The organism is Micromonospora sp. NPDC049230, assembly GCF_040647875.1.
Taxonomy (GTDB): domain Bacteria; phylum Actinomycetota; class Actinomycetes; order Mycobacteriales; family Micromonosporaceae; genus Micromonospora.
The window spans coordinates 288,868-308,005 of the sequence record NZ_JBEZCZ010000003.1 but is presented as its reverse complement, the minus strand read 5'-3'; the positions used below and the strand labels follow the sequence as shown (position 1 = coordinate 308,005).

The window sequence follows — 19,138 nt, the reverse complement described above, 5'->3', positions numbered from 1 at the left end:
GCCGACGGGGCGTTCGACGCACCCCGACAGCGGCCCGACGGGGCGTTCGACGCACCCGGACAGCGGCCCGACGGGGCGTTCGACGCACCCCGGCAGGAGCCCGGCGGGGGCCGGGTTGGCGCGCGGGGGCATGATCCAGGCACCATGGACAGGCTATGACGCTCACCGCCGCGCTGCCGACAAGCGCCGACCCCGACACCCTCTTCGACGCGTTCGCCGGCTGGGCGAAGGAGCGCGGCCTCGACCTCTACCCCCATCAGGAGGAGGCGGTCATCGAGATCGTCTCCGGCGCGAACCTGATCATGAACACGCCCACCGGCTCGGGCAAGAGCCTGGTGGCGATCGCCGCGCACTTCGCCGCCCTTGCCGACAGCCGGACGACCTTCTACACCGCGCCGATCAAGGCGTTGGTGTCGGAGAAGTTCTTCGCCCTGTGCGAGGTCTTCGGCGCCGAGAACGTCGGCATGCTCACCGGCGACGCCAGCGTCAACGCCGATGCCCCGATCATCTGCTGCACCGCGGAGATCCTGGCCAACCTGGCGCTGCGCGAGGGCACGAAGGCCGATGTCGGCCAGGTGATCATGGACGAGTTCCACTTCTACGCCGAGCCCGACCGGGGCTGGGCCTGGCAGGTGCCGATCATCGAGCTGCCGCAGGCCCAGTTCATCCTGATGTCCGCCACCCTCGGGGACACCACCCGGTTCGTGGACGACCTGACCCGCCGTACCGGACGGGCGACCGCCGTCGTGCGCACGGCGGAACGGCCGGTCCCGCTGATCTTCTCGTACGCCATGACGCCGCTGCACGAGACGCTGGAAGAGCTGCTGGAGACCAAGCAGGCCCCGGTGTACGTGGTGCACTTCACCCAGGCCGCCGCGCTGGAACGCGCGCAGGCGCTGATGAGCGTCAACGTCTGTTCCCGCGCCGAGAAGGACATGATCGCCCAGGCGATCGGCGGTTTCCGGTTCACCTCCGGCTTCGGCAAGACGCTGTCCCGGCTGGTCCGGCACGGCATCGGCGTGCACCACGCGGGCATGCTGCCCAAGTACCGCCGCCTGGTGGAGACCCTCGCCCAGGCCGGCCTGCTCAAGGTCATCTGCGGCACCGACACCCTCGGCGTCGGCATCAACGTGCCGATCCGCACCGTGCTGTTCACCGGCCTGTCCAAGTACGACGGGGTCCGTACCCGGCTGCTCAAGAACCGGGAGTTCCACCAGATCGCCGGGCGGGCCGGCCGGGCCGGGTACGACACCATCGGCCGGGTCGTGGTGCAGGCGCCCGAGCACGTGATCGACAACGAGAAGGCCCTCGCGAAGGCCGGCGACGACCCGAAGAAGCGGCGCAAGGTGGTCCGCAAGAAGCCGCCGGAGGGCTCGATCGGCTGGGGCCAGCCCACCTTCGACCGACTTGTCGACGCCGAACCGGAACCGCTGACCTCCAGCTTCCAGGTCAGCCACTCGATGCTGCTCAACGTCATCGGCCGACCCGGTGACGCGTTCACCGCGATGCGCCACCTGCTCACCGACAACCACGAGGAGCCCGCCGCCCAGCGCCGGCACATCCGCCGGGCGATCGCCATCTACCGGGCGCTGCGCGCCGGCGGGGTCGTCGAGGAGCTGCCCGAGCCGGACGAGACCGGCCGGCGGATCCGGCTCACCGTCGACCTCCAGCTCGACTTCGCGCTCAACCAGCCACTCTCGCCCCTCGCGCTGGCCACCATCGAGCTGCTCGACGCCGAGTCCCCGTCGTACGCCCTCGACGTGCTGAGCGTGATCGAGTCGATCCTGGACGACCCCCGGCAGATCCTGTCCGCGCAGCAGTTCAAGGCGCGCGGCGAGGCGGTCGCGGCGATGAAGGCCGAGGGCATCGAGTACGAGGCACGCCTCGAACTGCTCGACGACGTGACCCACCCGAAGCCCCTCGCGGAGCTGCTGGAGGCCGCGTACGAGATGTACCGCCAGGGCCACCCCTGGGTCGCCGACCACCAGCTCTCCCCCAAGGCTGTGGTCCGCGACATGTACGAGCGGGCGATGACCTTCACCGAGTACGTGCAGTTCTACGGGCTGACCCGCTCGGAGGGCCTCGTCCTGCGCTATCTGGCCGACGCGTACAAGACGCTGCGCCAGACCGTGCCCGAGGACGCCAAGACCGAGGAGCTGATCGACCTCATCGAGTGGCTGGGCGAGCTGGTCCGCCAGGTCGACTCCAGCCTCATCGACGAGTGGGAGCGGCTGCGCAACCCGGCCGACGTGGCCGAGGTGGCCCAGGCGCACGCCTCCCTGACCGACCGGCCGCCCGCGGTGACCCGCAACGCGCGGGCGTTCCGGGTGCTGGTGCGCAACGCGCTGTTCCGCCGGGTCGAGCTGGCCGCGCTACGCCGCTGGGATCTGCTCGCCGAGCTGGACGCCGCCGACGGCTGGGACTACGACGCGTGGGCCGACGCGCTCGCGCCGTACTTCGAGGAGTACGACTCGATCGGCGTCGGTCCCGACGCCCGCGGGCCGGCGCTGCTGATGATCGAGCAGGGCCGGGAGCGGTGGACCGTCCGGCAGAGCTTCGACGACCCCAACGGCGACCACGACTGGGGCATCAGCGCCGAGATCGATCTCGTGGCCTCGGACGAGGTCGGCGCGGCGGTGGTCCGGATCACCGACGTCGGCCAGCTCTGACAGTCCTCCCGACAGAGGGGGTCGTCCGCATCGCGGACGGCCCCCTTTGTCGCCTTTTCCGCACCCTCGTTTTCGCTGGGCGATGTCAGACCCGTCGATTAGAATGTATGTACTAATCGAGTTCCTGACCTGCAGGATTACGACTAGGGAGGACGCCCGTGACCGCTCCCGCCTCCACGCCCCTCACCCCCTACGCCACACTGCTCGGCTTCACCCGCTACGTCGACCGCACCGGCCCCACCAAGGCGACCTTCGTGGGCGGGCTGCGCAAGCAGCGTGCCAGCCGGTCCGGCTTCAACCCGCACGGCCAGTTCGTCAAGGCGCTCAAGGCCGACATCGCCTTCCACACCGGCGGCACGCACCTGGCCGGGGTGGTCGACGTGGTCAAGCCACGCTGGCGCCCGCTCTACCAGGCGCTCGTCCCCGGCGCCACGGCCTGGCTGCACTCCCTCGGCGACCCGGCCGCCCTCGACCTGGCCCAGACCCGCGACGCCCTGGCCATGCTGGGTGACCTGCCCGTCAAGATCAACCCGCACTTCGGGGTACGCCACGCCGACGGTCGCGCCGAAGCGGTCCGGCTGCACTTCGACGAGACCCCACCGAGCGAGGAGTCGGTGCTCGCCACCCTGCACCTGATGGCCCGACACATGGACGCGGTGCTCCCGCACGCCGAGCCGGTCCTGGTCGACGTCCGCCGTGGCCAGGCCCACCGCATGCCCACCGACGCCAAGCCCGACCAGATCGAACGCTGGCTGTCCGGCGAAGCCGCCGCCTTCCAAGCCATCTGGTCCACCGCCGCCTAACACCCACCCACCACCCACCCACCCGCCCAACCCCCACTCCCACCCCCACATCCGACCGCCGCCGCCGCGCTCTATCCGCCCAAGATCCGCGCAACTTCGGGGATGCTGCTGTCTCGCGTGGCGAGGAGGCAGCAAGAACACCGAAGTTGCGCGGATCTTGGTGTTCAGGGGGTTATCCACAGGGGCTGCGGACGCGCTCCTCCGCCGGCCCAAGGTGTCGTCATGCCTGTTTCCCCACGACGGCCGGCAAGTCTGCGGGGGCGCGTTTTTCGCGGCTCCCGTGCCGTTGCCCAAGGCCTGCTCACCCGAACGGAGCCGCGCAGCACGGCCTGGCGTCCACTGTTTCGGGACGTCTACGCGGATGCCCGGATGCAGGTCACGCTCCGCACTCGTTGCGCCGCCGCTGTGCGCTGGGTGTTGCCAACGGGTGTGGTGATCGCTGGTCGTAGTGCGGCGGCGCTCTACGGCGCGGCATCGGTTGCCAGCCACGAGCCCCTCGATGTGCTCGTGGCTGGCCGGCCAGCGGTTCGGTCCCGTCTCGGGGCTCGTTGTGCACACCGGCGCGATCGCCGCGGCCGACATCGCGCTACGTCAGGGCATTCCGCTGACCACGCCTGCGCGCACCTGTTGGGACCTGGCCCAGTGGCTGCCGACGGAGGAGGCCGTCGCCGTCGTGGATCGCCTGGCCGGCCAGCGGCTGGTGGTGATCAGTGAGCTTCGTGCGGGCTCCCGATCGCGAGTGGGCGACCGGGGCTGGAGACGGATGATGCGGGTAGCTGAACTGGCCGACGCGGGCGCGGAATCGATCCCCGTGTCGCGACTCCGGGTGCGGATCGTGCTGGCCGGCGTGCCGACGCCCGTGACGCGGTTCGTGGTCGGGCGTGATGGGAGATTCGTGGCCCGTCTCGATCTCGCGTGGCCGCACCTCAGGGTCGCCGTCGAGTACGACGGGTTGTGGCACGACGATCCCGGGCAGTTCCACCGAGACCGACGCCGCCTCAACCGACTGATGGGCGAGGACTGGATCGTTCTGCATGTCACCGCCAACCGGTTCCGGGAGGACTTCGACGGCTTCCTCGCCGAACTTCGCCAAGCCCTGCAATCCCGCTCCCGCTGACCCCAACCCCCAAGCGCCCCGACCCCAGGCACCCCAAGATCCGCGCGACTACAGGGGATCCTGCTGCCTCGCGAGCTGGCGAGGCAGCAGTTTCCCCGAAGTTGCGCGGATCTTGAGACGTGCGCGGGGCGCGGGGCGATTAGGCGGCGGGGAGGTATTTGGTCAGGTCGTCGAGGATCTTGTTGGCGGCGCCGACGCCGATGCCGGTCATCCAGACCTCGTCGGAGACGGAGTACGCCTTGCCGGCCCTGACCGCGCCGAGGCCCTTCCAGAGCGTCCCGCCGGCCACCTTTGCCTGCTCGGCGGCGGCCTTGTCGCCGTACGCGGTCACGAAGATGACGTCACCGTCGACCTCGTTGACCCGCTCGGGGCTGACCAGGTCGAAGCGCTTGTCCTCCTTGTTCGCGAGCAACTGCCGCTCGGGGCGACCCAACCCGGTGTCACCGAGGACGATGCCGGAGAACGAGTCCGGGCCGTACACCCGGATGTTGCCCGGGAGGAAGCGCACGATCGACACCTTGCGGGCGGCGGCGTCGCCGAGGGTCGCGCCGAAGTCCTTGGCCCGCTTCTCGTAGGCGGCGAGCAGGTCCTTGGCCTGCTGCTCGCGGCCGAGCGCCTTGCCGTCGAGGAGGAAGTTGTCCTTCCAGGTGATGCCCACCTTGTCGGTGAACACTGTCGGCGCGATGGCGGCCAACTCGTCGTAGAACTTCTCCTGGCGGAACTTGCTGCCGAGGATGAGGTCGGGCTTCAGCGCGTTGATCGCCTCCAGGTCGGGCTCGGCGAGCACCCCGACCGCCTTGATGCCGGCGAGCTTGTCCGCGCCGAAGTAGGTCGGCCAGCTCTTCGCCTCACCGGCGGTGGCCGCGCCGACGGGCGTGATGCCCAGCGAGAGCGCCGTGTCGATCTTGTCGGTGTCGAGCACGACGACACGCTTGGGCTCGGCCGGGACCTTGGTGGTGCCCATGGCGTGGGTGATCTCCCGGGTCTCCCCGGTGGTGGAGCCGGCGACCGGGTCGCTCTCACCGCAGGCGGTGAGTCCGACGCCGAGGGCGACGGCCGCGGCGAGGGCGGCGACGAGACGACGCATCAGAGTCCTTTCGAGGGGTACGAACCGGAGAGCGGGTTGGCCGCGTCACCGGTGGCGGGTCGGGCGACCGGTACGGACGCCGTCGACGGAGAGGGGTCACCCGCGTCAGCGGACGCATCGCCCTGGCCGCCAGCGCCATCCGGCGAGGCGACCACGCTGCCAGACGCCGCAGCGTCAGCGGCAGCCGCAGCGGGAGGAGCAGAAGCCGCCGGAGCGGCAGCCGGGGCGCGGGTGCCGCCGGTGTGTGCGGGCACCACCAGCGGCGCGCCGGTCACCGGGCAGGGCACGACGACGCAGGCGAGCCCGAAGACGTCGCGGACCAGGTCGGCGGTGAGGATCTCCCGGGGCGGTCCGGAGGCGACCACCGCGCCGGCGCGCATAGCGACAAGGTGGTCGGCGTAGCGGGCGGCCTGGTTCAGGTCGTGCAGCACGGCGACGACGGTGCGGCCCCGCTCGACGCGCAGCCGGTGCAGGAGGTCCAGCACCTCCACCTGGTGGGCCAGGTCGAGGAAGGTGGTCGGCTCGTCCAGCAGCAGGGCGTCGGTGTCCTGGGCGAGCGTCATGGCGATCCAGACCCGCTGGCGTTGACCCCCGGAGAGGCTGTCCACGGGCCGGTCGGCCAGGTCGGCCACGTCGGCCAGGGTCATCGCCTCGTCCACCGCCGCGCCGTCCTGCGACGACCACTGCCGCCACCAGCGCTGGTAGGGCTGCCGACCACGGCCGACCAGGTCTGCCACGGTGACGCCCTCGGGCACCAGTGGGCTCTGCGGCAGGACGCCGAGCCGGCGGGCGACCTCGCGGGTCGGCAGGTCACGGATCGCGGTGCCGTCCAGCAGCACCGTGCCCCGACGCGGGCTGAGCAGTCGGGCCATCGTGCGCAACAGTGTGGACTTGCCGCACGCGTTCGGCCCGACGATCACGGTGAACGCGTCGGTGGGCAGGTCCAGGTCGAGGCCGTCGAGCACGGTCCGCTCGTCGTAGCCGACGACCAGGCCGCGGGTGGAGAGCATCACACGACTCCTTGGGGGCGTCACGACGACCGCCGGCGGCCGCGCAGCAGCAGGAAGATCAGGTACGGGCCGCCGATCGCCGCGGTCAGCACACCGGCGGGCAACTGCGTGGGGGCGAGCAGCCGTCGGCCGGCCAGGTCCGCCAACACCAGCAGCAGCGCGCCGAGCAGCGCCGCGCAGACCAGCGGTGGCCGTTCGGCACGTACCAACCGCCGGGCCACCTGCGGAGCGACAAGCGCCACGAAGTCGACGGCGCCGACCTGGGCGGTGACCATCGCGGCGACGAGCACACCGGTGCCGGCCAGGCCGATCCGGCGAGCCACCGGGCGCAGCCCGACGCCCCGGGCGGTGTCGTCGTCGAGAGCGGTGCTGTTCAGTGCCCAGCCGGCCCAGGCCAGCACCGGCAACAGCACCAGCAGCGTGCCGGCGATCCAGGCGGCCTCGGCCCAGCCCTTGCCGGCGAGGGTGCCGATCAGCCAGATCTGCGCGCGCAGCCCGTCGATCGGGTCGGCGGTGAGCATGACCACCTCGGTCAACGCCCGGAAGGCGAACGCCACCGCCACTCCGGCGAGCACGAACCGCTGCGCGGCCAACCCGTGCCGGGCACCCAGGGCGAACAACAGCACCGCCGCGAGCAGCCCACCCACCAGCGCGGTGGGCGCCACCAGCACCGCGGCCATCCCGCTGGTCAGGGCCACTGTCGCGGCGAGGCCGGCACCCTGGGTGATGCCGATGACGTCCGGGCTCGCGAGGGGGTTGCGGGCCACGCTCTGGATCAGCGTGCCCGCCACGCCGAAGGCCGCGCCGGCCACTGCCGCCAGCACGACCCGCGGCAGTCGAAGATCAAAGACCACGAGGTCGTACGGGGTGCCGGCGCCGGAGAGGGCACGCAGCACGTCGGCCGGGGCGACGTACGGGGTCCCCAGCGAGAGGCTGAGCACGACGGCCAGCAGGAGCAGCACGGTCAGCGCGCCGGCCACCAGCACGGCACGACGACGAACCAGCAGGCTGACCGGGCCGACCCGCACCAGCGACCGCCCGGGCAGCCGAGCACCGTCGGCACCAGCCGAGCCGGCGACCGCGACGGCCGACAAGCCAGCGAGGTCGGCCGAGCCGGCGAGGTCAGCCGGGTCGGCGGGGGCAGCCGCGCCAGCGAGGTCAGCCACGCCTGCCGGCCCGGGCGGGTCGGCAGGACCGGACTGGTCGGCGGAGCCCAGGGGGCGCCGGGCGGGGGTCACGCGGTCACCACCCGGGCGCGACGGACCAGGACGGCCAGCAGCGGCGCGCCGATCAGGGCGGTGATGATCCCGGCGGGTATCTCGCCGGGTGGGGCGACGAGGCGGCCGACGACGTCGGCGCCGAGTAGCAGCGCCGGGCCGAGTAGGGCGGAGACGGCGAGGGTCCAGCGGTGGTCGGCGCCAACCAGGGCACGTGCCAGGTGCGGCACGGCCAGCCCGACGAAGGCGACAGGTCCGGCCGCGGCCACCGCCGCACCGGTCAGCAGCACCGCGGCGAGGCCACCGCCGAGTCGGACCAGGCCGATGCGGTGGCCGAGGCCGCGGGCCACGTCGTCGCCGAGGGCCAGCGCGTCCAGGCCGCGGGCCACCAGGGCGGCCAGCAGCAGACCGGCGAGAACGAAGGGCAGCACCTGCGCGGTGACCGACAGGTCGCGGCCGGCGAGCCCGCCGACCACCCAGAACCGGTACTCCTCGAAGGTGCGGGCGTCGATGCTGAGCAGCGCGTACACCCCGGAGGTCAGGCTGGCGTCGAGCGCCGCGCCGACCAGCGCGAGGGTGACCGGGCTGGCGCCCTCGCGGGCCCGGGTGGCGATGGCGAAGACCAGCAGCCCGGCGATCAGCGCGCCGCCGATGCCGAACCAGACGTACCCGGCGAGCGTGCCGACGCCGAAGACGGAGATCGCGAGCACCACCCCGAACGAGGCGCCCGCGCTGATGCCGAGGATGCGCGGCTCGGCCAGGGGGTTGCGGGTGAGCGCCTGGAACAACACACCGGCCACGGCGAGCGCGAGACCGACGGCGAGGCCGAGCGCGGTACGGGGCATGCGCAGCTCACGCACGATGGTGCTGGCGTCGCCGCCGTCGGGTGCGACGAGCGCGTGCCAGACCTGGTCGATGCCGAGGTCCCGGCTGCCGAGCGCGAAGCTGGCCAGCACGGCGAGCAGCAGCACCAGCGCCGCCCCGGCGGTGACGGCCACCCGGCGGCCGGTGCGGGTGCCGGACCGGCTGCGGGCCTGGGTCGGCCGGCTGGCGAGGGCGGTCACGAATCTCCTGCACGATCGGGCTTAGGTTCGCCTAACCTTAGCCGACCTGCGGAAAGTGACCTAACCGACGTCGGTCGATGCCGTCGAGAGCCCTGCCGGCACGCCACCGTCACCGGCCGCCGCGCCGCCGCGCGGGAGTACGGTCAGCGGTCGCATCATCTCGTTGTCCTCGTGCTCCAGGAGATGGCAGTGCCAGGCGTAGCGACCCGGCAGGTCGAAGTGCGCCTTGATCCGGGTCACCTCCCAGGGGTACGCGAGCACCGTGTCCATCCATCCCCGCTCCCCCGGGCCCGGCCGCGCCCTCCCCGAGTGCCCTCGGCCGAGCACCTCGAACTGGGCCTGGTGCAGGTGGATCGGGTGGACCAGCCGGGTGAAGTTACGCAATTCCCACACCTCGATGGCGCCCAGGGTGGGCTGCTCGGTCGTCGGATCACTCCAGCGCATCGGTCGACCCCGGCCACGCTCGTCGAGCGTGCCGAGCAGCATCGTCATCGACCCCGACGGGCCGGACATCCGCTCGTTGAGCGACAACCGCCGGACCCGGTCGGCCGCCGGCAGCCGAGGACGCGTCGGCAGCCGCAACCGCTCCGGCGGCACGCTCGGATCCGGGCCCGTCGCCTCGGTGACCACGAAACGCAGCACCTGCCCGGTGGTCTGCGGATCGGCCGGCGGGAAGTCCACCCCGGGCCGGCCACCGCGGTACGCCCAGTCGGGCCCCTCGTTGACGAGGTACAGCTCGGTGCCGGCGGGCACGTCGGTGAAGTCGACGATGGCGTCGACCCGCTGGGCGGGGCCGAGGCCCACGTGTTCGTGTGACACCGGCTCAGGCAGGAACCCTCCGTCGCTGCCGATCTGCCAGATCGGCAACACCGGGCGGGCCGGTCGCGCCGTGGCATGGGCGGCCACGCTCAGCAGCAGAAAGCGGTTGTTGGACGCGTTGAGCAGGCGGAACCGGTAGCGCCGCCGCTGCACCGTCAGGCTGGGCCAGGTGCGGCCATTGACGACGATGGTCGAGCCGACGCCCGGCGACGAGTGCCCGCCCGGGTAGAGCAGGTCGCCGTCGGCGGCGAAACTCCGGTCCTGGATCATCAGCGGAACATCGCGGTACCGGGCGTCCGGCGGGTCGTCGTGCGCCGGTCCCGGCCCGGGAAGCACCCCGTCCGGCAGGTCGCCGGCACCGCCGAGCAGGTAGAAGCCGGCCGGTCCGGCGTAGACGTTCTGGCTGGTGACCCCCAACGTGTGGTCGTGGTACCAGAGGGTGCTGGGCGCCTGGTCGTTGGCGTACTCGAAGGTGGCCGAGCCCGGCGCCCAGCGCAGACCGCAACGCTCGGCGAAGCGGGACCGGAACTCGTCGTACGCGCTGCCGCAGACGGCGAAGTCGGACGGCAGGTCGCGGGCGACCGGCAGGTACCACGCCTCGGAGTGCCCGTCGCTCTCCTGCGTGCTGTGCCCACCGTGCAGGTGCACCACCTGGGGCACCGGCCCGCGGTATCCGAGCCGGTCGCGGTGGCCGTGCTGGTCCCGGTCCGCGTTTCCACCGCCCGGGTTGGCCCAGTGCAGGGTGGGGTCGACCGCCAGCAGATGCGGCAGGAAGTCGCCCCGGCGGTCGACGAGCTGGTTGACCCAGGTCACGCGTACCGGGTGGTCCACCCGCGCCACGATGCTGGGCGCCGGGTAGCCGAAGCTGCCGGGATGGGCCGTGGAGCCGTAACCCCACACCGTCGTACGCGGCCAGGAGGGCGGCAGGATCTGCTGGCGGAACTGGCGCACCGCGATGACGTACGTGTCCCGCTCCGGACCGGTCGAGACCGCTGGCATGGCCGGTGGGATGCGCAACGGCGCGACGTACTTCGGGATGTCGGCGGCATCCAGCGGCACCGGCCCGGCGAGCGCGCGGCCCGCGGCCGTGGGACCCCCCGGGACCAGCACCGCGGCGCCACCGGCGGCACCTGCGGCGAGCAGCCCTCGTCTGGTGACCATGTCACACCTCCCGTTCGCGTCCGATCCTCGATAAGAGAATGAGTTTCGCGGACGGGTGCAAGTGCGACAGAACGCCGATGACACCCGTAAGAGGAACATTCCGCTTCACTCGCGCCATAGGGTGTGACCATGCGATTCGACAGGCACACTGTCGTCCTCCTGGTCCGGCCGTCGGATCCGCCGGACCTGCCACCGGAGGCGTTCGACCGGGTGCAGAGCGCCCACCTGGCCCATCAGGCGGGGTTCGTGGAGCAGGGGCTGGTGCTGGCGGCCGGGCCGCTGTTGGACGCCGACGACGACCAGCCGCGGGGCTTCGTCGTGTTCTCGATCTCCCCGGAGGAGGTACGCGGGCTCTACGCCGACGATCCGGCCGTCCGCGCCGGCCTGCTCGTCGCACAGGTGACAAGTTGGATGGTGCCGGAGGGCACCGTGCGGTTCGAGAGCGTGCCGACGCCCCGGTCGATGCTGGAGGCCGCCGCGGGCGACTGAGGGCCGAGTAGACCCTCGACGGTCAGCCGCGCAGACCCTCGATCGGCACCACCCGCAGGTCTTCCACAGTGCCGGCAATCACCCGCAGCGACGGGAAGTAGGCACCGAGTACCTGCCCGCACCTGTCGCACGGCTCGACGACCTCGCGTCCCCGGTCGGTGACCGTGACGATCGTCTCCAGCTCGGTCACGCCCTGCGTGGCGGCGGCGCCGATCACGACAAGTTCCGCGCAGGTGTCCCCGCTGTCGTGTCGGACGTTCACGGCGGAGAAGACCCGACCGTCGGTGGTCCGGGCCGCCGACGCGACAGTGTGGTGCTGGCTGCGGCAACGCAGCTTGGCGACCGCCGTGGCGGCCTGCACCAACGCGCGGTCGGTGTCGCGCATCTCCATCCGGCTCCCCCAGCACTCGACGTCGGCCGCCAACTCTAGGACCCGCTCGTGGCCGTGAAGGGACCGGAGGTGCCGCCGGGCAGCCGGCCGGTGGCCCTTCGGAGAGCCGGCCGCTCGGTAACCCGGGGGCGCTCCGCCGCGAGGCTGCCTATCCTTGGGCACGACATGCAGAATCCAACCGCCTCCGTCGCGACCGACCCGGTTCGCGAGCTGCACCGCCGCCTGACTCCTCTGATGTTCCGCGACCAGCGCCGGCTCCAGCGGCGGCTGGACGGTGCCCGCAAGCTGCGCGACCCGCAGCGGCGGGAGGCGGCGCTGACCGAGATCACCGCCGACCTGGTCCGGGCCGAGCAGCGGCTCGCCGCCCGCCAGGCGGCGGTGCCGGTGATCACGTACCCGGTGGGTCTGCCGGTCAGTGAACGCAAGGACGACATCGCCGCCGCCATCCGCGACCACCAGGTGGTGATCGTGGCGGGCGAGACCGGCTCCGGCAAGACCACCCAGATCCCCAAGATCTGCCTGGAGCTGGGGCGCGGCGTGCACGGCCTGATCGGGCACACCCAGCCCCGGCGGCTGGCCGCCCGCACGGTCGCCGACCGGATCGCCGACGAGCTGGGCACCGAGTTGGGCGACGTGGTCGGCTACAAGGTGCGCTTCACCGACCAGGTCAGCGAGCGCAGCCTGGTCAAGTTGATGACCGACGGCATCCTGCTGGCCGAGTTGCAGACCGACCGGATGCTGCGCCAGTACGACACGTTGATCATCGACGAGGCGCACGAACGCAGCCTCAACATCGACTTCATCCTCGGGTACCTGCGGGAGCTGCTGCCCCGCCGACCCGACCTCAAGGTGATCATCACCTCGGCGACCATCGAGACCGACCGGTTCGCCCGGCACTTCGCCGGGCCACCCACTGCCGACGAGCCCGACGGCGTGCCCGCGCCGGTGGTCGAGGTCTCCGGCCGCACCTACCCGGTGGAGGTGCGCTACCGGCCGCTGCTCGAACTCGCCGAGGGCGAGGAGGACGGCGACGGTGACGAGGAGACCGTCCGCGACCAGATCCAGGCGATCGGCGACGCCGTCGAGGAGTTGGCCGCCGAGGGTCCCGGCGACATCCTGGTCTTCCTCAGCGGCGAGCGGGAGATCCGGGACACCGCCGACGCGCTCGGCAAACTGGTGCAGACCAAGCGCTCGCTGCTCGGCACCGAGATCCTTCCGCTGTACGCGCGACTGTCCAGCGCCGAGCAGCACCGCGTCTTCGCCGCGCACTCCTCGCGCCGGGTGGTGCTCGCCACGAACGTCGCGGAGACCTCGCTGACGGTGCCCGGCATCAAGTACGTGGTGGACCCGGGCACCGCCCGCATCTCCCGCTACTCCAGCCGGCTCAAGGTGCAGCGGCTGCCCATCGAGCCGGTCTCCCAGGCGTCGGCCAACCAGCGCAAGGGCCGCTGCGGCCGTACCTCCGACGGCATCTGCATCCGCCTCTACGACGAGCAGGACTTCCTGTCCCGCCCCGAGTTCACCGACCCGGAGATCCTGCGTACCAACCTGGCGTCGGTCATCCTCCAGATGACCGCGATCGGGCTCGGCGACCTGGCCGCGTTCCCGTTCATCGACCCGCCGGACAAGCGCAACATCAGCGACGGCGTCAACCTGCTGCACGAGCTTGGCGCGTTGGACCCGACCGAGGCCGACCCGGCGAAGCGGCTCACCGCGCTGGGCCGGCGGCTGGCCCAGTTGCCTGTCGACCCACGCCTGGCCCGGATGGTGGTCGAGGGCGAACGCAACGGCTGCGCCACCGAGGTGTTGGTGATCGCCGCCGCGCTCTCCATCCAGGACCCGCGCGAGCGGCCGGTGGAGAAGCAGGCCCAGGCCGACCAGGCGCACGCCCGGTTCGCCGACAAGGAGTCGGACTTCGTCGCGTACCTCAACCTGTGGCGCTACCTACGCGAGCAGCAACGGGAGCTGTCCTCCAGCGCGTTCCGCCGGATGTGCAAGGCGGAATATCTCAACTACCTGCGCATCCGCGAGTGGCAGGACATCGTCGGCCAGTTGCGCCAGGTGCTGCGTACCCCGGCCGACGGCGACCGGCGCGGTGGGCGGCCGGCGCGCGACGCCGCCGACGACACGGACGCCGGCCGGGGTTCGAGCCGCCGGGGCGGCGCGGACCTGCCGGAGGAGATCGACACCCCGAAGGTGCACCAGTCGCTGCTGCCCGGCCTGCTGTCGCACATCGGGCTCAAGGACGCCCAGAAACACGAGTACCTGGGGGCGCGGGGCGCGAAGTTCGGGATCTTCCCCGGGTCGGCGTTGTTCAAGAAGCCGCCGCGTTGGGTGATGGCCGCCGAGTTGGTGGAGACCTCCCGGCTGTGGGGCCGCATCGCCGGCCGGGTCGAGCCGGAGTGGGTCGAGCCCCTCGCGCAGCACCTGGTCAAGCGCAGCTACAGCGAGCCGCACTGGGAGAAGAAGCAGGCCGCGGTGATGGCCTACGAGAAGGTCACCCTGTACGGCGTCCCGCTTGTCACCTCCCGCAAGGTCACCTTCGGCCGGATCGATCCGGCGCTGAGCCGGGAGCTGTTCATCCGGCACGCCCTGGTCGAGGGCGACTGGCAGACCCACCACCAGTTCTGGGCGGACAACAAGCGCCTGCTCGCCGAGATCGAGGAGTTGGAGAGCCGGGCCCGACGCCGGGACATCCTGGTCGACGACGAGACCATCTTCGGCTTCTACGACCAGCGGATCCCCGCCGACGTGTCCTCCGGACGGCACTTCGACAGTTGGTGGAAGAAGACCCGCCGTGAGCAGCCCGACCTGCTCACCTTCACCCGCGAGGTGCTGGTCAACGACGGCCGGCCGGGGGTGGACGAGAACGACTACCCGGACGAGTGGCAGGCCGACGGGGTGCGCCTGCCGCTGACCTACCGGTTCGAGCCGGGCACGCCGGACGACGGCGTCACCGTGGACATCCCGCTGCCGCTGCTCAACCAGGTGCCGGCGGAGAGCTTCGACTGGCAGGTGCCGGGGCTGCGCGAGGAGACGGTGATCGCGCTGATCCGCTCGCTGCCCAAGGCGATCCGCCGCAACTTCGTCCCGGTGCCGGACTACGCCCGGGCCGCCCTGGCGGCGATCACCCCCGGCGAGACGTCGCTGTTGGACGCGCTCACCCGTGAGCTGCGCCGGATGACCGGGGTGACAGTGCCCCGCGACGCCTGGGAGCCGGGCAAACTGCCCGCCCACCTGCGGGTGACCTTCCGGGTCCTCGGCGACGACGACAAACCGGTCGCCGAGGGCAAGGACCTGCCGGCCCTGCAACGTCAACTCCGTCAGGAGGTACGCCAGGTGGTGGCGGCCGCCGCGCCGGAGGTGGCCCGCAGCGGGCTGCGCGAGTGGAGCATCGGCACCCTGCCGCGAACCATCGAGCAGGTCCGCGCCGGATACGCGGTGACCGCGTACCCGGCGCTCGTCGACGAGGGCGCGACGGTCGGGGTGAAGGTGTTCGACTCCCCCGCCGAGGCGGAGGCGGCGCACTGGGCCGGCACCCGCCGGTTGTTGCGGCTCACCGTGCCGTCCCCGGCGCGGTTCCTCCAGGGTCGGCTCACCAACGAGGCGAAGCTGGCGCTGAGCCGCAACCCGCACGGCGGCGTGCAGGGGCTGATCGAGGACGCGGCCGGCGCGGCCATCGACCGACTGATCGGTGCGGCCGGCGGACCAGCCTGGGACGCCGACGGGTTCGCGGCGCTGCGGGAGAAGGTCCGGGCCGACCTTGTCGACACCGTGGTCGAGGTGATGGACCGGGCCCGCCGGGTGCTCGCCGCCGCGTACGCCGTGGAGCAGCGGCTCGGCGCCACCCGCAACCTCGCCGTGGTGGCCGCGCTCGCCGACATCCGCAAGCAGCTCGCCGGGCTGGTGCACGCCGGTTTCATCACCGAGACGGGGTACGCCCGCCTGCCCGACCTGCTGCGCTACCTCACCGCAATCGAGCGCCGGTTGGAACGCCTCGGCGGCAATCCGCAGCGGGACCGCCAACAGCAGGACCGGATCGCGGTGGTGCAGAAGGAGTACGACGACCTGCTCGCCGCGCTGCCGCCGGCCCGCCGACAGGAAACCGCAGTACGGCAGATCCGCTGGATGATCGAGGAGTTGCGGGTGAACGTGTTCGCCCAGGCGCTGGGCACCCCGTACCCCGTCTCCGAACAGCGGATCTACCGCGCGATGGACGACGCCGAGGGCCGCTGACCGACTCCGGTCGGTCAGCGGCTTGTCCGTCCTTTGCTCTGCACCCGCGGACCGGTCGGTGGCCGGTTGTTCGTCCGCCGCCCTTTGCTCTGCACCCGCGGAGGCGACACTCACGGTCCGTAGCTGGTGCATCCGCGGGTGCAGAGCAAAGGGAACGGACGACCCCTCACGGCGGTCAGCGGGCGTGCACGGAGAGCCCTCGGGGGCCTGCCACGGGCCGGACGGCGTTGGTCAGCGCCGGGCCGCGGGGCTCCCCGACGGCGGGTGACCACCAGGCGCGGTTGTCCCGGTACCAGCGGAAGACCTCGTCCAGCCCGTCGGCGAACCGGATCTGCGGCGCGAAGCCGAGCTCTTCGGTGATCTTGCGGTAGTCCAGTGAGTAACGGTGGTCCTGCACCCTGCGGTCCGGCACGTGCCGGACCCGCTCCCAGCCGGCACCGGCCAGCCGCAGGATCCGCTCCGCCAGAGCGCGGTTGGTGAGTTCGAGGTCACCACCGATGTTGTAGACCTCGCCGGCCCGGCCCTTGGCCAGCACCAGCGCGATGGCCCGGCAGTGGTCGTCCACGTGCAGCCACTCGCGCACCGCGCTGCCGTCACCGTGCAGAGTGATGTCCTGACCGGTGAGCAGACTGGTGACGAAGCGTGGAATGACCTTCTCCACGTGCTGGTACGGGCCGTAGTTGTTGGCGCAGCGGGTGATCGACACGTCCACGTCGTAGGTGCGCCAGTAGGACCGGACCACGCAGTCGCTGGCGGCCTTGGACGCCGCGTACGGGGAGTTGGGCTCCAGCGCGCAGCTCTCGTCCCAGGAACCCGCGCTGATCGAGCCGTACACCTCGTCGGTGGAGACGTGCACGACCCGGCCGACGCCGCTGCGGGCGCAGGCGGCCAGCAGGTGGTGCGAGCCCATCACGTTCGTCTCGAAGAACGGCGCCGGGTCGTCGAAGGATCTGTCGACGTGGGACTCGGCGGCGAAGTGCACCACGGCGTCGTGCCCCGGCACCACCTCGGCGAGCACCTGCCGGTCGCAGATGTCCCCGTGGACGAACGTCAGGCGGGGGTGCGCGAGCGGTAGGTTGGCCCGATCACTGGCGTAGGTCAGCTTGTCGATCACTGTCACGTCGCAGTGCTCGAACCCGAGGTGACGCCCGTCGAGCAGACTGCGCGTGAAATGCGACCCGATGAAGCCAGCACCGCCGGTAACCAGGATCCTCATGGATGGCCTCCCTGCCGGCGAGGAACGCCGTCGGTGAGTCGTACGGGGACGAATGGGGCTTTTGCCCGCAAGGAACCACCTTAGGTGACCACCGTCGGCACCGACCGTGATATTTACGCCTTAAGCATGAATTAACCCAGCGGGTCGATTACCGGGCCCGTTCAGAGCGGATCCACGCCGGGCGGCAGGTCGTCGCCGTCGATCGCCGAGTGGATGTAGTCGAGCAGGATCCGCCGGAGTTCCCGGCCGGCGTGGGTCGGCACGATGTCACGACGACGGGCCACCGCGATGGTCCGCCGCACACCGGGCGGGGCCAGCGGGGTGGCCCGCACGGCTGGCCGGCGAGCCAGCACGATGCCCGGCACCAACGCGATGCCGAGGCCCGCCTCGACGAAGCTGAGCACCGCGTCCATCTCGCCGCCGTCCACCGCGAAGGTCGGCTCGAAGCCCGCGTCGCGGCACGCCTGGATGGTGGCGTCGCGCAGGTCGTACCCCTCCCGGAACATCACCATCGGCTGGTCGCGCAGGTCGGTGATGTGCAGCTCCCCGCTCGCCGAGGCGGTCGGGACCTCCGCCACCGAGGCCACCACCAGGCTCTCCCGCAGGATCGGGTCGACGCGCAGGCCCGGGTCGGCGCCCTGGGCCGGCATGATGATCAGCGCCAGGTCGAGGTCGCCGCGGAGCAGGTCGCGGACGAGATCCTGAGATCCGCTCTCCTCGACCCGGAGGTCGATGGTGGGGTGGGCGTCGCGGAACCGGCGCAGCACCGGCGGAGCGAGCGAGGTGGCCAGGCTCGGGGTTGCCCCGAGCCGGACCCGACCCCGGCGCAGCCCGACCAGCTCCTGCACCTCCCGGGTGGCGGTCTCCACGTCGGCGAGGATCCGGGTGGCCAACGGCAGCAGCACCTCGCCCGCCGCCGTGAGGGCGATATTGCCCCGTACCCGCTCGAACAGCGGCGCACCGAGGTCGGCCTCCAGAGCGTGAATTTGCTTACTCAGTGAGGGCTGAGTTATGCCGACGATGTCGGCGGCATGGGTGAAATGTCGTACTTCGGCCACCGCAACGAAGTACCGAAGCTGATGGAGTTGCATCTAGATAGCTTACGGCTATCAACACTGCGAGTTTGATGCATTGGACGACTGATTGAAGTGCTCCTAGCGTCGGTTCCGTGGTCATCACGAAAACTCGGTCGCCCATCCGCTCTAACGTCGGCCTCAAGGCCGTCATGGCGGTGACGGGCATCCTGCTGGCGCTGTTCCTCATCGTGCACATGCTGGGGAACCTGAAGATCTTCACGGGGGAGACCTCGTTCGACCACTACGCGCACTGGCTGCGCGACATCGGCACGCCGCTGCTGCCCCACACCTGGTACCTGTGGATCCAGCGCACCGTGCTCACCGTCGCCGTGGTGGCGCACATCGTCGCCGCCACCGTGCTGGCCCGACGCGCACGCGCCGCCCGCCCGGTCAGGTACGCCCACCGCAAGAAGGTCAACGGCAGCTACGCGGCCCGCACGATGCGCTGGGGTGGAGTGATCATCCTGCTCTTCGTGATCTACCACATCCTGGATCTGACCACCGGTCACCTGAACCCTCAGGGCGACGCCAGCAACCCGTACGGCAACGTGGTCGCCGACTTCGCGCCGGAGCGCTGGTACGTCACGCTCTTCTACACGCTCGCCATCGTCGCGGTGGGCTTCCACCTGCGCCACGGCGCGTTCAGCGCGTTCCGCAGCCTCGGCCAGCAGACGCCCCGCGGCGAGCGCCGGGCGCGCACCGCCGCGCTGGTCTTCGCCGTGCTGCTGTGCGCCGGATACCTGGTGGTCCCGTTCGCCGTACTCACCGGATTGGTGTCCTGAC

13 protein-coding genes and 1 pseudogene are annotated in these 19,138 nt (G+C 71.4%); 6 read left to right on the top strand and 8 right to left on the bottom strand.

The genetic code is table 11. The features are described from left to right. Positions 1 to 155: 155 nt before the first annotated feature. The 3 genes from AB0A95_RS04400 to AB0A95_RS04390 all read left to right on the top strand — a co-directional run bounded on the left by AB0A95_RS04400 (position 156) and on the right by AB0A95_RS04390 (position 4,589). The gene (locus tag AB0A95_RS04400; RefSeq protein ID WP_357554136.1) at positions 156 to 2,669 is read left to right on the top strand and encodes a DUF3516 domain-containing protein; all 2,514 of its coding nucleotides are present in this window, start codon (positions 156 to 158) and stop codon (positions 2,667 to 2,669) included. 158 nt (positions 2,670 to 2,827) lie between these two features. Then, entirely contained in the window at positions 2,828 to 3,472 is a 645-nt protein-coding gene (locus AB0A95_RS04395; RefSeq protein ID WP_357554135.1) for a hypothetical protein, read from the top strand. A 499-nt stretch (positions 3,473 to 3,971) separates the two neighbouring features. Continuing rightward, the gene (locus tag AB0A95_RS04390) at positions 3,972 to 4,589 is read left to right on the top strand and encodes a hypothetical protein (protein ID WP_357554134.1); all 618 of its coding nucleotides are present in this window, start codon (positions 3,972 to 3,974) and stop codon (positions 4,587 to 4,589) included. A 139-nt stretch (positions 4,590 to 4,728) separates the two neighbouring features. On the opposite strand, the gene AB0A95_RS04385 is transcribed toward AB0A95_RS04390, so the two are convergent. From AB0A95_RS04385 to AB0A95_RS04365, 5 genes and pseudogenes are all read right to left on the bottom strand, one after another. Then, a complete protein-coding gene (locus tag AB0A95_RS04385) occupies positions 4,729 to 5,676 on the bottom strand; it encodes an iron-siderophore ABC transporter substrate-binding protein (protein ID WP_357554133.1) in 948 nt (315 codons plus the stop codon). A gap of 245 nt (positions 5,677 to 5,921) precedes the next feature. Beyond that, positions 5,922 to 6,686 (bottom strand): annotated as a pseudogene (locus AB0A95_RS04380) (ABC transporter ATP-binding protein); the annotation flags it as partial. A 20-nt stretch (positions 6,687 to 6,706) separates the two neighbouring features. Beyond that, the gene (locus AB0A95_RS04375; RefSeq protein WP_357554132.1) at positions 6,707 to 7,924 is read right to left on the bottom strand and encodes an iron ABC transporter permease; all 1,218 of its coding nucleotides are present in this window, start codon (positions 7,922 to 7,924) and stop codon (positions 6,707 to 6,709) included. After that, positions 7,921 to 8,967, bottom strand: coding sequence for an iron ABC transporter permease (locus AB0A95_RS04370; RefSeq protein WP_357554131.1), 1,047 nt, complete (start codon positions 8,965 to 8,967; stop codon positions 7,921 to 7,923). The genes AB0A95_RS04375 and AB0A95_RS04370 overlap by 4 nt, the downstream gene beginning before the upstream one ends. A gap of 60 nt (positions 8,968 to 9,027) precedes the next feature. After that, a complete protein-coding gene (locus AB0A95_RS04365) occupies positions 9,028 to 10,947 on the bottom strand; it encodes a multicopper oxidase domain-containing protein (RefSeq protein ID WP_357554130.1) in 1,920 nt (639 codons plus the stop codon). A gap of 129 nt (positions 10,948 to 11,076) precedes the next feature. On the opposite strand from AB0A95_RS04365, the gene AB0A95_RS04360 reads away from it, so the two are divergent. Then, on the top strand, positions 11,077 to 11,436 hold the full coding sequence (locus AB0A95_RS04360; RefSeq protein ID WP_357554129.1) for a YciI family protein: 360 nt from the start codon (positions 11,077 to 11,079) through the stop codon (positions 11,434 to 11,436). Positions 11,437 to 11,458: 22 nt separating this feature from the next. Here AB0A95_RS04360 and AB0A95_RS04355 read toward each other — a convergent pair whose 3' ends face one another. Beyond that, positions 11,459 to 11,821, bottom strand: coding sequence for a cytidine deaminase (locus AB0A95_RS04355; RefSeq protein WP_357554128.1), 363 nt, complete (start codon positions 11,819 to 11,821; stop codon positions 11,459 to 11,461). A gap of 171 nt (positions 11,822 to 11,992) precedes the next feature. On the opposite strand from AB0A95_RS04355, the gene hrpA reads away from it, so the two are divergent. Further along, complete coding sequence (gene hrpA / locus AB0A95_RS04350) at positions 11,993 to 16,063, top strand: ATP-dependent RNA helicase HrpA (RefSeq protein ID WP_357554127.1); 4,071 nt, start codon at positions 11,993 to 11,995, stop codon at positions 16,061 to 16,063. Positions 16,064 to 16,238: 175 nt separating this feature from the next. Here the strand turns inward: hrpA and rfbB are convergent, their stop codons facing one another. Together rfbB and AB0A95_RS04340 are read right to left on the bottom strand one after the other, a co-directional pair. Next, positions 16,239 to 17,279 (bottom strand): dTDP-glucose 4,6-dehydratase, encoded by a 1,041-nt coding sequence (rfbB, locus tag AB0A95_RS04345; RefSeq protein WP_357554126.1) that lies wholly within the window; start codon positions 17,277 to 17,279, stop codon positions 16,239 to 16,241. A 161-nt stretch (positions 17,280 to 17,440) separates the two neighbouring features. After that, positions 17,441 to 18,370, bottom strand: a complete 930-nt coding sequence (locus AB0A95_RS04340) for a LysR family transcriptional regulator (protein ID WP_357554125.1) — start codon at positions 18,368 to 18,370, stop codon at positions 17,441 to 17,443. Positions 18,371 to 18,504: 134 nt separating this feature from the next. On the opposite strand from AB0A95_RS04340, the gene AB0A95_RS04335 reads away from it, so the two are divergent. Next, positions 18,505 to 19,137 (top strand): succinate dehydrogenase cytochrome b subunit, encoded by a 633-nt coding sequence (locus AB0A95_RS04335; protein ID WP_357554171.1) that lies wholly within the window; start codon positions 18,505 to 18,507, stop codon positions 19,135 to 19,137. The last annotated feature ends 1 nt before the right edge of the window (position 19,138 follow it).

Excerpts from the sequence above, each read along its gene's own strand:
- hrpA (WP_357554127.1), top strand. The coding sequence starts at position 11,993 with ATGCAGAATCCAACCGCCTCCGTCGCGACCGACCCGGTTCGCGAGCTG.
- AB0A95_RS04340 (WP_357554125.1), bottom strand. The coding sequence starts at position 18,370 with ATGCAACTCCATCAGCTTCGGTACTTCGTTGCGGTGGCCGAAGTACGA.
- AB0A95_RS04365 (WP_357554130.1), bottom strand. The coding sequence starts at position 10,947 with ATGGTCACCAGACGAGGGCTGCTCGCCGCAGGTGCCGCCGGTGGCGCC.
- AB0A95_RS04390 (WP_357554134.1), top strand. The coding sequence starts at position 3,972 with ATGTGCTCGTGGCTGGCCGGCCAGCGGTTCGGTCCCGTCTCGGGGCTC.
- rfbB (WP_357554126.1), bottom strand. The coding sequence starts at position 17,279 with ATGAGGATCCTGGTTACCGGCGGTGCTGGCTTCATCGGGTCGCATTTC.
- AB0A95_RS04400 (WP_357554136.1), top strand. The coding sequence starts at position 156 with ATGACGCTCACCGCCGCGCTGCCGACAAGCGCCGACCCCGACACCCTC.
- AB0A95_RS04355 (WP_357554128.1), bottom strand. The coding sequence starts at position 11,821 with ATGCGCGACACCGACCGCGCGTTGGTGCAGGCCGCCACGGCGGTCGCC.
- AB0A95_RS04335 (WP_357554171.1), top strand. The coding sequence starts at position 18,505 with ATGGCGGTGACGGGCATCCTGCTGGCGCTGTTCCTCATCGTGCACATG.
- AB0A95_RS04360 (WP_357554129.1), top strand. The coding sequence starts at position 11,077 with ATGCGATTCGACAGGCACACTGTCGTCCTCCTGGTCCGGCCGTCGGAT.
- AB0A95_RS04385 (WP_357554133.1), bottom strand. The coding sequence starts at position 5,676 with ATGCGTCGTCTCGTCGCCGCCCTCGCCGCGGCCGTCGCCCTCGGCGTC.